The organism is Burkholderia territorii, assembly GCF_902833055.1.
Taxonomy (GTDB): domain Bacteria; phylum Pseudomonadota; class Gammaproteobacteria; order Burkholderiales; family Burkholderiaceae; genus Burkholderia; species Burkholderia territorii.
Window position 1 is genome coordinate 80,170 of the sequence record NZ_CADFEJ010000004.1, and the last position, 12,908, is coordinate 93,077.

The window sequence follows — 12,908 nt, forward strand, 5'->3', positions numbered from 1 at the left end:
TGCGAAACATTCCAGACTTTATTGTCACGGGACAGGCATCCCGCACGCCTGCGCGGCGTGCGGCACGCCCCGAAAAAAGCCCTCGTCACGAGGGCTTTTTCATTTTCTCGTCGGGCATGACGCGGTGCGCGCCATTCGCCCGATCACACGATCATCGCCGACCACCAGCCGAGCGCCGCGCTCGCGATCACGACGGCCCACGGCGGCACGCGCCAGAACACGAGCGCGACGAACGCGACGAGCGCGGCCGCGAAGTCGCGCGGCGACACGATCGTGTCGCTCCACACCGGGTGATAGAGCGCGGCCAGCAGCAGCCCGACGACCGCCGCGTTCACGCCCGCGAGCGCGGCCTGCATGCGCGTGCTGCGGCGCAGGCGCTCCCAGAACGGCGCGGTGCCCGCGACGAGCAGGAACGACGGCGCGAAGATCGACATAAGCGCGATCGTCCCGCCGAGCCAGCCATTCGGCGCGTCGCGCAGCGACGCACCGAGGAACGCCGCGAACGTGAAAAGCGGCCCGGGCACGGCCTGCGCGACACCGTAGCCGGCGAGGAACGCCGAGTCGCCGATCCAGCCGGGCGCGACGACGGCCGCCTGCAGCAGCGGCAGCACGACGTGGCCGCCGCCGAACACCAGCGCGCCGGTGCGGAAGAACGCGTCGACGACGGCGAGCGTGTTCGAGTGGAGCGCGCTCGCCGCGACCGGCAGCACGACGATCAGTGCGGCAAACACGACGAGCCACAGCACGCCCGCGCGGTGCGACACGTGCAACGGCAACGGATCATGGGCGCCGCGTTCGGGCTGCGGCAGCAGCACGAGACCGGCTGCGCCTGCCGCGACGATCACGACCACCTGCAGCCACGCGGCCGGGACGAGCAGCGCGATGCAGGCCGCGATCGCCATCAGCGTCACGCGGCGCGCATCCGGGCACAGCGTGCGCGCCATGCCCCACACCGCCTGCGCGACCACCGCGACCGACACGATGCGCAACCCGTGCAGCGCGCCGGCCGAGACCGGCATGCCCGTCGCATGGACGCCGAGCGCGAACAGCATCATCAGCAGCGCGGACGGCAGCGTGAAGCCGAGCCATGCGGCGAACATCCCAGCATAGCCCGCGCGCGACAGGCCGATCGCCATCCCGACCTGGCTGCTCGCCGGCCCCGGCAGGAACTGACACAGGCCGACGAGATCCGCATAGGCGCGCTCTGTCAGCCAGCCGCGCCGCGTGACGAACGCGTCGCGAAAGTAGCCGAGATGCGCGACCGGCCCGCCGAACGACGTCAGGCCGAGCCGCAGGAAGGCGACGAATACGGGCCACGCATGGCGGGACGGAGCAGTGAGGGTCGACGTGTTCAAGAGCGGATGCGGGACGGGCGAACGATCCGCCACGATAGCGCAACGCCGTGACGGCGGGAATGCGTCGTTGCGGCGTCGGCGCGCGGTCAGTGCGTTGCGTCGGGCAGGCCGCTCGCGCGGCGCAGCGCGTCGACGTCGACGAGTTCGATTTCGCCGACGTGAAGCCGTACGACACCGTCGGCCTGCAGCGCCTTCAGCAACTGGTTGGTAGTCTGCCGCGTGAGCGACAGCATCGCCGCGAGCTTTTCCTGCGACAGGCGGATGCGCGTGCGGCCGGCGCTGATTCCGCCGTAGCCGTCCGCGATCATCAACAGCCGCGCGGCAAGCCGCTGCGCGGCCGGCATCACGCTCATCGATTCGACGGTCAGGAAGCTCAGCCGGAGCTTTTGCGCCATCAGCAGCGCGAACTGCCGCCAGTATTGCGGCGTCGCGTCGAGCATCGCGAGCAGCGCGGCCTGCGGGACGTGCAGCAGCAGCGTGTCGTCGAGCGCGATCGCATCGTGCGTGCGCGGCTGGCCGTCGAACAGCGCGATCTCGCCGAACCACGTGACGGGTTCGGCGACCGTCAGCAGCGCTTCCTTGCCCTGCGGATCGACCGCGCCTATGGTGAGGGAACCGCTCAGCACCGCGTACAGCCCGCACGGCGGATCGCCGCGGCGGAACAGCGCCTGGCCGGCAGGCAGCTGCCGCAACGCGGCGCGGGCGAGCAGCGCGTCGCGCAACGCGCGCGGCAGCGCGGCGAACCACGGGTGCGCTTCGATCTGCGGCAGGTACGGGGCGAGCGGCGAGGGCATGGGTGCGCGATGTCGGGTAGCCGACAGAGGTTGTCGGGCGTGACGCGCATCATAGCGCTCAATGATCGTTCAGGAGACACCATGAAGACGCTCGAGGATCACCTTTCGCAGTATGCGGCCTACCATCGCGACGCGCGCAATATCGCAACGCACCTGGTCGGCATTCCGATGATCGTGTTCGCGGTCGAGGTGCTGCTGTCGCGGCCCGCGATCGGCGTGCTGGCGGGCGTCGCGCTGTCGCCGGCGCTGCTGCTCGCGGTGGCGTTCGCGGCGTTCTACCTTCGTCTGGACCTGCGCTTCGGGCTCGCGATGACCGCGCTGTTCGCGCTCGGCCTGTGGGCCGCGCAGACGCTCGCGCTGCTGCCGACCGCGCAATGGCTGGGAATCGGCGTCGGCGCATTCGTGGTCGGCTGGATCGTGCAGTTCGTCGGGCACTGGTTCGAAGGGCGCAAGCCGGCGTTCGTCGACGACCTGGTCGGCCTGATGGTCGGGCCGCTGTTCGTCGTCGCGGAAGTCGCGTTCTTCGCGGGCCTGCGTGGCGACGTGCGCCGCGAAGTCGAGCGGCGCGCGGGCCCGGTCCACGGCGGCGCGCACTCGCATGTCTGACCGGTCGCCGCACCGGTCCGCGTGCGCGGCGCGGGGGCGCTCGGCGGCTGTTCCGGCGGCCTGCTCGCGGCGGCGATGCGCCGCGGGTCGAGCTGCCCGCGCACGCGTATCGCGCGGGCAACGCGAGCGCGGCCTGGAACCGCACGCCACGCCACGCGCGATGCGCAACGGCTAAGATGCGGGATGCGTCGCACGACAGGACGCGTACGCGGAGCAATCGCCATGGTGGATCGTCCGACTCTCGATGCCTACGAAGCCCATGCCGCGCAATACGCGCAGGACTGGCTCGACCAGGCCGCCCCCGACGACATGTATGCGCTGCTCGAGCAGTATTTTTCGCGTGGGCCGACCGCCGACGTCGGCTGCGGCGCGGGGCGCGATACCGCATGGCTCGCGTCGCAAGGATTCGACGTGCGCGGCTACGACGCGAGCGCGGCGCTGCTCGCCGAGGCACGCTTGCGCCACCCGTCGCTGACGTTCGAACTGGCCGCGCTGCCGGCGCTCGCGGGCGTGCCGTCCGGTGCGTTTCGAAACGTGTTGTGCGAGACGGTCATCATGCATCTCGACGCGGCGGACGCCGCCGCCGCGGCGGCGCGGCTGGCCGACCTGCTGATGCCCGGCGGCACGTTGTACCTGAGCTGGCGGGTGGCGGGCAGCGGCGCATTGCGCGACGAGCGCGGCCGCTTGTACACACCGCTCGATTCGGCGCGCATGCATGCGGCGCTCGGCGCGGGCATGCATGTGATCGACGAGCACGAGGTGGTCAGCGCATCGTCCGGCAAGCGCGTGCATCGGCTGATCGCGCGGCGGGCCGCCGACGCCGATGGCGCCGCATGAGCGCGGCGCGCGACGTCACTCGCCGTTGAGCGCGGCTTCCCAGTTGATGTCGACGCACAGCACCTGCATGCCGGTCGCGGCCGGCGCGGCGATCGACGCCGTCACGCACAGGTGCGCTTCGTTGATCGACAGGTACGGCGGTGTCAGGTGCACGCGGCCCGGCGCGCGCATCGCGTGGATGAAGTAGGGGCGGCGCTCCCAGCTCGCGCCTTCCGAATGCAGCAGCGGCCGGAAGCGTTTCGCCCGCTGCGATACGCTGCCGCGCGCGAGCACGTTGTCGCCGATCTGGCGGCCCGATGCATCGAGCAGGAAGCAGCGCGCGGTTTCCGGCAATCCGAGCACGGCGCCGGCCGCGTCGATCAGCGTTTCGCCCGCGACGAGCTTGCGGCTCGCTTCCTCCAGCGCGGCGACGTACGGCGCGAGACGTTCGGCCTGGGTGCGCTCGCGTTGCGCGACGCGCAGCCGCAACGCGGCCGACAGCGTATCCATGCAGCCGGCAGCGGCCTGCGGTTGCACGGGGTCGACGCTCGGCCCCGCGAAGTATTGCCCCTGCACGAAATCGACGTCGCATTCGAGCGCGATCAGCGCGTCGCGCTCGGTCGAGAGCCCGCCCATCAGCACGAGCTGGCCGGATTCGTGCAGCAGCGACACGAGCCCCGGCAGCACGCGCTCGAGATGCGAGTGTTCGCTCGCCTGCGCGAGGATCCCGCGATCGAGCGTGACGATGTCGGGGTGCAGGTGCCACACGCGATCGATGTTCGAGTGTTTCGCGCCGAAGCCGCCGAGCGCGATCAGGAAGCCGGCCTTGCGCAGGCCGTCGACGATCGCCGCATAGCGCGGCGTCTCGCCGCCTGCCTGCTCGGGCACTTCGAGCACCACGCGATGCGGCGGCAGTCCGAGCGCCTTCAGGTTCGCGAGCAGCGCGTCGCCGTAGACGGTGTCCATCAGCGCAGCCGGATGCAGGCTCAGGAAGAGCCATTCGTCGTGACTGTCGAACGCGTGGAAATTGCCGAGATGCAGCGATTCGGCGAGCCGGCCGAGCTCGAGCAGGTCGCCGCGCCGCGCCGCCTGCGTGAACACCTCGTGCGACGCGACCTGGCGGCTGTCCTCGTCGTGCGCGCGCAGCGACGCGTGGTAGCCGATCGCGCGACGGTGCGACACCGAGAAAACGGGCTGGAACACGCTGAACACGGTGTACGCGCCGTACAGCACGGTGCGCCGCTTTCCGTCGTCGCCTGCGACGGGGCGGGGCGGCTGAAAGCCGGGTGGATCGATGTCGATCATGCTCATGATGTCGGCCGAAGGAAGACTGCCAGTTTACCTACAGAATAGGCGAGCAAGAAGCATGCACGGCATCGCGCCCCGTGCGGCGCCCCGTCGCGCATGCCGGCTGTCGCGCGATGCAGCGGCGCTGCACCGATATGGTGCGCGGTGCGCCGTCGTGGGTTCCCGGCGCGGCGCACGCGCGCGTCACGCGCGCTCGGACGGATCGGTCTTGTGCTGATCGCGGCCGCGGATCTCGGGCGCGAGCTGCGCGAAGATCCATGCGGACGCGGCCGTGATGATCCCGACGCAGATGAACGTCGCATGGAACGCGGGCAGCGTGTTGCTCGGCGTCACCGTGCGCAGCATCCCGGTGAAGGTGGCCAGCAGCGCGCCCGCGACCGTGACGCCGAGGCTCATCGACAGCATCTGCACGAGCGAGAACAGGCTGTTGCCGCTGCTTGCGCCGCCGGTGCCGAGATCCTTCAGCGTCAGCGTGTTCATCGCGGTGAACTGCATCGAATTGAAACCGCCGAACAGCGCGAGATGCACGACCTTCACCCACACGGGCACCGTGTCGCGCATCAGCGCGAAGCTCGCCATCATCACGCCGACCATGATCGTGTTCGCGAGCAGCACCTTGCGGTAGCCGTGCTGCGTGATCAGACGGGTGATGATCCGCTTCGAGAACATCCCGGCCGCCGCGACGGGCAGCATCATCAACCCCGCCTCGAATGCCGAATAACCGAGGCTCACCTGCAGCAGCAGCGGAATCAGGTACGGCATCGCGCCGCTGCCGATCCGCGCGAACAGGTTGCCGAGCAGGCCCACGCTGAACGTGTGGATCTTGAACAGTTCGAGCGAGAAGATCGGCTGCGGCGCGCGCACCGCGTACAGCCCGTACGCGACGAAGCATGCGAGGCTCAGGATCAGCAGCACGAGCACGGCCGCGTGCTGCATGCCGAGATCGGCGAGCCCGTCGAGCGACAGCGAGATCGCGACCATCCCGATCGTCAGCAGCAGATAGCCCTTCACGTCGAAGCGGCCGACCGCCGGATTGCGCGCGTCGGGCATCGAGTAGAAGGTCGCGACGCAGCCGGCGACGCCGACCGGCACGTTGATCAGGAAAATCCAGTGCCACGACGCGATCTTCACGAGCCAGCCGCCGAGCGTCGGCCCGATCAGCGGGCCGATCAGCCCTGGAATCGCGACGAACGACAGCGCGGCCAGGTAGCGCTCGGCCGGGAACGTGCGCAGCACGGCGAGCCGCCCGACCGGCAGCAGCATCGCGCCGCCCACCCCCTGCACGACGCGGAACACGACGAGCTGCGACAGCGTATGTGCGTTCGCGCACAGCAACGAACCGAGCGAGAACACCAGGATCGCGCTGAAGAACACGCGCCGTGTGCCGAACGTGTCGGCGAGCCAGCCCGAGACGGGGATCATCACCGCCATCGTCAGCGAGTATGCGATCACGACGGACTGCATCCGCAACGGCGACTCGCCGAGGCTCGCGGCCATCGACGGCAGCGCCGTGTTGACGATCGTCGCGTCGAGCGTCTGCATGAAGAAGCCCGTTGCAACGAGCCAGAGCATCACGGTGAGGTTCTTTTCGCCGGGAGCGGCGGCGGGCGGACGTTGGAACATGGGGACGGACCGGTGGCGCGGGACAGCCGCCATTGTAGGCAAAGCCGCCGTGCCGCGCAGGATCGGCGCAGGTGCGCCGGACGCCCGTCCGTCAGCCGACCGGTACAGTTCAGCCGAAAGTGTCCGCAGGCGTATCTGTCCGTGTGTGGACGCCGTCCGAAATACTGGCGTCATCGAACCACGCGACCCGGAGGCGGCCATGCGAGAACTGCGACTCTACGAGATGGACGGCAACGAGCCGGCCGGGCGGTGGCGGATCGTCGATCGCACCGCGCTGCACGTGGCGCACGGCGATCTGTGGGTGACGATCGAGGGCCGGCCCGACGATCACTGGCTGCGCGCCGGCGAGACGCTGGCGTTGCTGCCGGGCATGCGCGTATGGATCAGCGCGGCGGCGGGCGGGGCGGTGTTCGCGTTCGGCCAGCAGGCGGCGCCGGCCGTCCGGGCTGCGCCAATTGTGTGGCAACGGTTCGCCGCATGGCGCGGCGGCCATGGTCAGGCAGCTGCGTCGCTGCCGACGTAGCGTGCGCGGGGCCGGATCAGCTTGCCGTCCGCATATTGTTCGAGCGCGTGTGCGATCCAGCCGGCGGTGCGGCCGGCGGCGAATACCGTGAACGCGGCGCCGTCGGGCAGCGCAAGCGTGCGTTCCAGCACCGCCAGCGCGAAATCGATCGCCGGCCGCAGGCCGGTCGCCGCTTCGACGCGCGCGGCGAGGGCACGGGCCAGGCGTAGCGGCGTCCGGTCCGGCAGCGTCGCGTGCAATGCGTCGAGCAACGCGCGTGCGCGCGGGTCGCCGTCGGGATAGAGCGGGTGCGCGAAACCGGACAACACCGTGCGTGCGCCGTCCGCCCGTTCGTCATGCGCGACGCGCAGCGCGAGGTAGCGGTCAAGATCGGGCGCACGCGCCGCTTCGTCGAGCAGCGCGCCCGCGCGGAACGTCTCGCCGCCGTGGCGCGGGCCCGACAGCGCCGCGAGCCCGCCCGCGATCGCGCCGAACAGGTGGGTGCCGGTCGACGCGATGCAGCGCACCGCAAAGGTCGACGGGTTCAGTTCATGGTCGGCGCACAGCACGAGCGCGCGACGCAGCAGGTCGGCTTCGCCGCGTCGTCGCAGCCGCCACGCGGCGGCGAGCTGCAGATGCACGGGCGCGTCGCCCGGCGCGATGCCGGCCAGCGCCGCCGTCGTCACGCGCAGCAGCAGCGTGGCCGCGTCGAACTGCGCGTCGCGCCCCTGCGCCCAGACGCGCGGCAGCGAGGCGGCCGCGGCCGGCAGCAGCACCAGCGTGCGCTCGAGCGGCGCGACATGCGCCCAGCGGCGGGCCCAGTCGTCCCACTGCCCGGCATCGAAACCGGTCGACGCGAGCGATGCCGCACCGAGCCGCGCGGGCGGACAATCCCACAGCAGTGCGGCGGTCTCCTCGAGCGTCGCGTCGTTCGCGAGCGCGATCGCATCGGCGCCGCGATAGTGCAGGCGCCCGCCGGCGATCTGCGTGATCCGCGATTCGAGCACGGGCACGCCCCAGTCGAGCGAGCGTTCGGCGACGCCGCCCGCGCGTTTCGCATCGGCGCGACGGCGCGCGAGCAGGCGCACTTCGTTGGCGTCGTAGCGGCGGCGCTTGCTCGCGCCGTCGGGCAGCGAACGTAGCAGGCCGCGGCTCACATACGCGTAAAGGGTGCTCACGCTCACGCCGAGAATGCCGGCGGCTTCGGGCGCGCTGAGAGACGTCATGCCGATCGCTCCTGCGGGGCGCATGAAGTGCGGCCCGGCTACAACTATTCGTTATGCATTGATTTGCGCAATCAAGATTGATCGCGCCCGTCACGAATTCTAGACTCGAATCCGTCTCCTCAACGGCTCGCTTCCACATGACTCCCGAACTCGCATTGACCCGCTTGTGGCAACTCGCGCACGGCGAACCCGGTGCGCTTGCGCGCGCGGCCGTGGCGGGGCAGGACCCGCTGCTGCCGTCGACGTTCCGCGTCGGCACGCTCGCCGCGGCGACGATCGCGGCAGCCGGGCTCGCGGCGGCGGAATGCCATCGGCTGCGCACGGGCATCGCGCAGCGCGTCGACGTGTCGATGCGCGACGCGCTCGCCGCCTTCCGCAGCGAACGCTACCTGCGCGTCGATGGCGGCCTGCCGCCCGAGCCGCGCCATCCGGTGACGGGTTTCTACGACACGCGCGACGGACGCTGGATCCAGCTGCATGCGAACTTTCCGCATCATCTGCACGGGATACTCGACGTGCTCGGATGCGGCCCGGCGCGTGACGACGTTGCCGCGGCGATCCGCACGTGGGACGGGGCGGCGCTCGACACCGCGCTGGCAGACGCCGGCCTGTGCGCCGCATTGATCAGAACTCCAGACGAATGGGCGGCGCACGAGCAGGCACGCGCGCTCGCGTCGTTGCCATTGTTCGAGATCGAGCGGATCGGCGACGCGCCCGTCGAGCCGATCGGCCGTGGTGAGCCCGACCAGCCGCTCACGGGCGTGCGCGTGCTCGATCTCACGCGCATCATCGCGGGGCCGGTTGCCGGCCGCACGCTGGCCTCGCACGGTGCCGAAACGCTGCTCGTCAACGGTCCGCACCTGCCGAACATCGCATCGCTCGTGATCGACAACGGGCGCGGCAAGCGCTCGACATGGATCGACCTGCGCGAGGCGGCCGGCGTTGCCGCGCTGCGTGCGCTCGCACGCGATGCCGACGTGTTCCTGCAGGCCTATCGTCCCGGCGCGCTGGCGGCACGCGGGTTCTCGCCGCAGGCGCTGGCCGAGCTTCGGCCCGGCATCGTGTGCGTGTCGGTGTCCGCGTACGGGCACGCGGGGCCGTGGTCGACGCGGCGCGGATTCGACAGTCTCGTGCAGTCGGCGAGCGGTATCGCATGGCACGAGCAGCACGCCGCGCACGCGGACGGCCCGCGCCATCTGCCGTGCCAGGCGCTCGATCATGCGACGGGTTATCTCGCGGCGTTCGGCGCGATGATCGCGCTCGCGCGCCGCGCAACGGACGGGGGAAGCTGGCACGTGCGGGTCTCGCTCGCACAGACGGGGCGCTGGCTGCAATCGTTCGGGACGGTGCCGGACGGCCTGCATGCGCCGGATGTCACGTTCGACGACGTGCTCGACCGGATCGACCGGGCCGCGTCGCCGTTCGGCACGATCGATGCCGTGCGTCCGGCCGAACGCCTGTCGGCGACGCCGCCGCGGTTCACGCTGCCGCCCGTGCCGCTCGGCACGGACGAGGCGCGCTGGCGATGAGCGCCGGCGGCGCTACGCGCGCTACTTGCGCAGTTCGACGACGAAGTCGTAGTAGTCGTTGCGGCAGTAGGTATCGGTGAGCTCGATCGCGCGCTGGTCGGCCGTGTAGCCGATCCGCGTGATCAGCAGCAGCGCGTCGTGCGGCGCGATGCCCATCTGTTGGGCGATCTCGTCGGTCGCATTGACTGCGCGGAAATGCTGCAGCGCGCGCACGATCGGCGTGCCGCGCGCTTCGAGATAGCTGTACAGCGAACCGCCGATCGCCTGCGGATCCGGAATCAGCGTGGCGGGGAAGGTCGAGTTCTCGACCGCCATCACGATGCCGTCGGCCAGACGCAGACGTTTCAGTCGTGTAACGGATGCGGCCGGCGACAGGCCGAGCTGGATGACTTCGTCGCGATTTGCCGGCTGAATCTCGCGTTCGAGCCACTGCGAGCTCGGCTTGAAGCCTCGGCGCTCGAGCATTTCGCTGAAGCTCGACAGCCGCGACAGCGGATCCTCGTAGCGTGGCTGGATGAAATTGCCGGCGCCCTGCGTGCGACGGATCAGGCCCTGCTCGACGAGCAGCGCGATCGCCTTGCGCGCGGTGATGCGCGACACGCCGAGCGCGTCGGACAGCACGCGTTCGGACGGCAGTGCCTCGCCGGCCGCCCAGCGATTGTCGTGGATCGCGTCGCCGAGCTTGCGGGCGAGCTGCAGGTAGAGCGGCGTATCGTTCTCTGGGTCGGGGCGCAGGTCCTGCCAGCGGTCGTCCGTGGGTGCCTTCATGGAATGGGTATCGATCAGATTGCCGGCCATTCTAAGTCATCATGCGGCGCCGTTATATCCGGTTTTTGCCGCGCAACAGGTGGACGCCGCACCGATTGACTACACTGATGCGTCGTATTCGATGCCACGGCCGCGGGTGCGCGGCCACCAATCCGCAGCGAGGAGCGCATGACAGACACGATTGCCACGGTCGTCCTGCCGGACGGCGAGACGATTCCGAAGCTCGGCATGGGCACTTGGGAAATGGGCGAGCGGGCCGGGCGTCGCGACGAGGAGATCGCCGCGTTGCGCGAGGGTATCGCGCTCGGGATGACGCTGGTCGACACCGCCGAGATGTACGGCGACGGCGCGACCGAGTCGCTCGTCGGCGAAGCGCTGACCGGGCTGCGCGACGACGTGTTTCTCGTCAGCAAGGTCTATCCGCATCATGCGAGCCGGCGTGGCGTCGTCGCCGCATGCGACGCGAGTCTCAAGCGATTGCGTACCGACCGTCTCGACCTGTACTTGCTGCACTGGCGCGGTTCGGTGCCGCTCGAGGAGACGGTCGAAGGATTCGAGGCGCTGAGGCGCGCGGGCAAGATTCGCCACTGGGGTGTCAGCAATTTCGATACGGCGGATATGGCGGAACTCGTCGACGACGCGGGCGGCGGCGCGTGCGCGACCAACCAGATCCTGTACAACATCGCGCGGCGCGGCCCGGAATTCGACCTGCTGCCATGGCTCGCCTCGCACCGGATGCCGGCGATGGCCTACAGCCCGGTCGATCACGGGCGCCTGCCGAAGCGTTCGCCGCTCGACGAGATCGCGCGGCAACGCGGGGTGTCGGTGATGCGCGTCGCGCTTGCCTGGGTGCTCTCGCGGCCGGGTGTATTCGCGATTCCGAAGGCGTCGCGGATCGAACACGTCCGCGACAATCGCGCGGCGCTCGATCTCGTGTTGAGCGATGACGAGCGCGCGCAACTCGACGGTTACTTCCACCCGCCGCGCAGCAAGCGCGCGCTCGAAATGCTCTGACCGCACCGGTCAGGCGATGTGCCGGTCAGTGGCCATGGCCACCGGCCGAGCCGCCGTTGCCGCCGGCACCGCCATTGCCGTTGCCGTTGCCGACACCGTTGGCGCCGCCATTGCCCGCGCCGCCGCTTCCGTTGCCATTACCGTTGCCGCCGCCGTTGCCGTGGCCACCGGTGCCGCCGCCATTGCCGCCGCCGTTGCCGTTACCGTGGCCGCCGTTGCCACCGCCGTTGCCACCGCCGTTGCCGCCGCCGTTGCCGCCGCCGTTGCCGCCGCCGTTGCCGCCGCCGTTGCCGCCGCCGTTGCCGCCGCCATTGCCACCGCCATTGCCACCGCCATTGCCGCCGCCGTTGCCGCCGCCGTTGCCACCGCCATTGCCACCGCCGTTGCCGCCGCCGTTGCCACCGCCGTTGCCACCGCCGTTGCCACCGCCGTTGCCGCCACCGTTGCCGTGACCGCCGTTGCCGCCGCCGTTGCCGCCGCCGTTGCCGCCACCGTTGCCGTGACCGCCGTTGCCGCCGCCGTTGCCGCCACCGTTGCCGTGACCGCCGTTGCCGCCGCCATCGCCACCACCGTTACCGTGACCGCCGTTGCCGCCGCCATCGCCGCCACCGTTGCCGTGACCGCCGTTGCCGCCGCCATCGCCGCCACCGTTACCGTGACCGCCGTTGCCGCCGCCATCGCCACCACCGTTGCCGTGACCGCCGTCACCGCCACCATTGCCGCCGCCGTGGCCACCATGGCCACCCGAGGTACCGCCACCCGAGGTACCGCCACCCGAGGTACCGCCACCCGAAGTACCGCCACCCGAAGTACCGCCACCCGAAGTACCGCCACCCGAAGTACCGCCACCCGAAGTACCGCCACCCGAGGTACCGCCACCCGAAGTACCGCCACCCGAAGTACCGCCACCCGAAGTACCGCCACCCGAGGTGCCGCCACCCGAAGTACCGCCACCCGAAGTACCGCCACCCGAAGTACCGCCACCCGAAGTGCCGCCACCCGAAGTACCGTTACCCGCAGTACCGCCACCTTTACCGTCGTTGCCCGATGCCCCGCCGCTACGACCGGTTCCGCTCGTACCACCGGATGTCGCCCCGGTCGATCCACCGACGCCTGCGGGCCCGACGGCGCCGCTTCCACCGTTCGCGCCGTTACCCGGACTGCTACCGCCGGAGGTACTGCCGGCACCGCTTCCCACAGCGCCTCGGCCGGCATAGATGTGTAGCGCGCAAGCAGCGGAAGCGCAGGACGCCGTGTCCTCGGCGAGCATCATGACGGGGTCTGCGCTGGCAGTCGGGATGGACGCGACGTCGGGAATCGAGTCCTGAGCAATCGCGCAGGAACAGCAGCACGCAAACGCAGCTGCG

Annotated in this window: 12 protein-coding genes; 5 read left to right on the top strand and 7 right to left on the bottom strand. The window is 70.4% G+C overall.

From position 1 onward, the window contains the following. Positions 1-143 precede the first annotated feature (143 nt). On the bottom strand, positions 144-1,355 hold the full coding sequence (gene chrA, locus HW466_RS10195; protein WP_151004262.1) for a chromate efflux transporter: 1,212 nt from the start codon (positions 1,353-1,355) through the stop codon (positions 144-146). An 86-nt stretch (positions 1,356-1,441) separates the two neighbouring features. After that, positions 1,442-2,149: a Crp/Fnr family transcriptional regulator gene (locus tag HW466_RS10200; protein WP_059450042.1), complete on the bottom strand. Its 708-nt coding sequence runs from the start codon at positions 2,147-2,149 to the stop codon at positions 1,442-1,444. Between the two features lie 81 nt (positions 2,150-2,230). Between HW466_RS10200 and HW466_RS10205 the strand changes: the two genes are divergently transcribed. Together HW466_RS10205 and HW466_RS10210 are read left to right on the top strand one after the other, a co-directional pair. Further along, positions 2,231-2,755: an Mpo1 family 2-hydroxy fatty acid dioxygenase gene (locus tag HW466_RS10205; protein ID WP_059769621.1), complete on the top strand. Its 525-nt coding sequence runs from the start codon at positions 2,231-2,233 to the stop codon at positions 2,753-2,755. Between the two features lie 222 nt (positions 2,756-2,977). Beyond that, entirely contained in the window at positions 2,978-3,592 is a 615-nt protein-coding gene (locus HW466_RS10210) for a methyltransferase domain-containing protein (RefSeq protein WP_059540635.1), read from the top strand. A 15-nt stretch (positions 3,593-3,607) separates the two neighbouring features. Here HW466_RS10210 and HW466_RS10215 read toward each other — a convergent pair whose 3' ends face one another. Continuing rightward, on the bottom strand, positions 3,608-4,882 hold the full coding sequence (locus tag HW466_RS10215; RefSeq protein WP_059506494.1) for an EAL domain-containing protein: 1,275 nt from the start codon (positions 4,880-4,882) through the stop codon (positions 3,608-3,610). Positions 4,883-5,062: 180 nt separating this feature from the next. Further along, on the bottom strand, positions 5,063-6,502 hold the full coding sequence (gene mdtD, locus HW466_RS10220) for a multidrug transporter subunit MdtD (RefSeq protein WP_059450038.1): 1,440 nt from the start codon (positions 6,500-6,502) through the stop codon (positions 5,063-5,065). A gap of 199 nt (positions 6,503-6,701) precedes the next feature. Here mdtD and HW466_RS10225 point away from each other — a divergent pair, with 199 nt between their 5' ends. Next, positions 6,702-7,025, top strand: coding sequence for a DUF2917 domain-containing protein (locus tag HW466_RS10225; protein ID WP_151006324.1), 324 nt, complete (start codon positions 6,702-6,704; stop codon positions 7,023-7,025). Here the strand turns inward: HW466_RS10225 and HW466_RS10230 are convergent. Beyond that, positions 6,998-8,230, bottom strand: a complete 1,233-nt coding sequence (locus HW466_RS10230; protein WP_060346670.1) for a citrate/2-methylcitrate synthase — start codon at positions 8,228-8,230, stop codon at positions 6,998-7,000. The two genes, HW466_RS10225 and HW466_RS10230, sit on opposite strands and share 28 nt — an antisense overlap. A 137-nt stretch (positions 8,231-8,367) precedes the next feature. Here HW466_RS10230 and HW466_RS10235 point away from each other — a divergent pair, with 137 nt between their 5' ends. Beyond that, positions 8,368-9,759: a CoA transferase gene (locus HW466_RS10235; protein WP_174905673.1), complete on the top strand. Its 1,392-nt coding sequence runs from the start codon at positions 8,368-8,370 to the stop codon at positions 9,757-9,759. A 21-nt stretch (positions 9,760-9,780) separates the two neighbouring features. Here the strand turns inward: HW466_RS10235 and HW466_RS10240 are convergent, their stop codons facing one another. Continuing rightward, positions 9,781-10,527, bottom strand: coding sequence for a GntR family transcriptional regulator (locus tag HW466_RS10240; RefSeq protein ID WP_059450135.1), 747 nt, complete (start codon positions 10,525-10,527; stop codon positions 9,781-9,783). 168 nt (positions 10,528-10,695) lie between these two features. Between HW466_RS10240 and HW466_RS10245 the strand changes: the two genes are divergently transcribed. Beyond that, positions 10,696-11,541: an aldo/keto reductase gene (locus HW466_RS10245; RefSeq protein WP_059798906.1), complete on the top strand. Its 846-nt coding sequence runs from the start codon at positions 10,696-10,698 to the stop codon at positions 11,539-11,541. 25 nt (positions 11,542-11,566) lie between these two features. Here HW466_RS10245 and HW466_RS10250 read toward each other — a convergent pair whose 3' ends face one another. Next, positions 11,567-12,739 (bottom strand): hypothetical protein, encoded by a 1,173-nt coding sequence (locus HW466_RS10250; protein ID WP_481968798.1) that lies wholly within the window; start codon positions 12,737-12,739, stop codon positions 11,567-11,569. Positions 12,740-12,908 lie beyond the last annotated feature (169 nt).

What these genes read in the sequence shown, in the direction of transcription:
- HW466_RS10210 (WP_059540635.1), top strand. Translation starts at nt 2,978, where the DNA reads ATGGTGGATCGTCCGACTCTCGATGCCTACGAAGCCCATGCCGCGCAA.
- HW466_RS10245 (WP_059798906.1), top strand. Translation starts at nt 10,696, where the DNA reads ATGACAGACACGATTGCCACGGTCGTCCTGCCGGACGGCGAGACGATT.
- HW466_RS10200 (WP_059450042.1), bottom strand. Translation starts at nt 2,149, where the DNA reads ATGCCCTCGCCGCTCGCCCCGTACCTGCCGCAGATCGAAGCGCACCCG.
- HW466_RS10205 (WP_059769621.1), top strand. Translation starts at nt 2,231, where the DNA reads ATGAAGACGCTCGAGGATCACCTTTCGCAGTATGCGGCCTACCATCGC.
- HW466_RS10225 (WP_151006324.1), top strand. Translation starts at nt 6,702, where the DNA reads ATGCGAGAACTGCGACTCTACGAGATGGACGGCAACGAGCCGGCCGGG.
- HW466_RS10230 (WP_060346670.1), bottom strand. Translation starts at nt 8,230, where the DNA reads ATGACGTCTCTCAGCGCGCCCGAAGCCGCCGGCATTCTCGGCGTGAGC.
- mdtD (WP_059450038.1), bottom strand. Translation starts at nt 6,502, where the DNA reads ATGTTCCAACGTCCGCCCGCCGCCGCTCCCGGCGAAAAGAACCTCACC.
- HW466_RS10215 (WP_059506494.1), bottom strand. Translation starts at nt 4,882, where the DNA reads ATGAGCATGATCGACATCGATCCACCCGGCTTTCAGCCGCCCCGCCCC.
- HW466_RS10235 (WP_174905673.1), top strand. Translation starts at nt 8,368, where the DNA reads ATGACTCCCGAACTCGCATTGACCCGCTTGTGGCAACTCGCGCACGGC.
- HW466_RS10240 (WP_059450135.1), bottom strand. Translation starts at nt 10,527, where the DNA reads ATGAAGGCACCCACGGACGACCGCTGGCAGGACCTGCGCCCCGACCCA.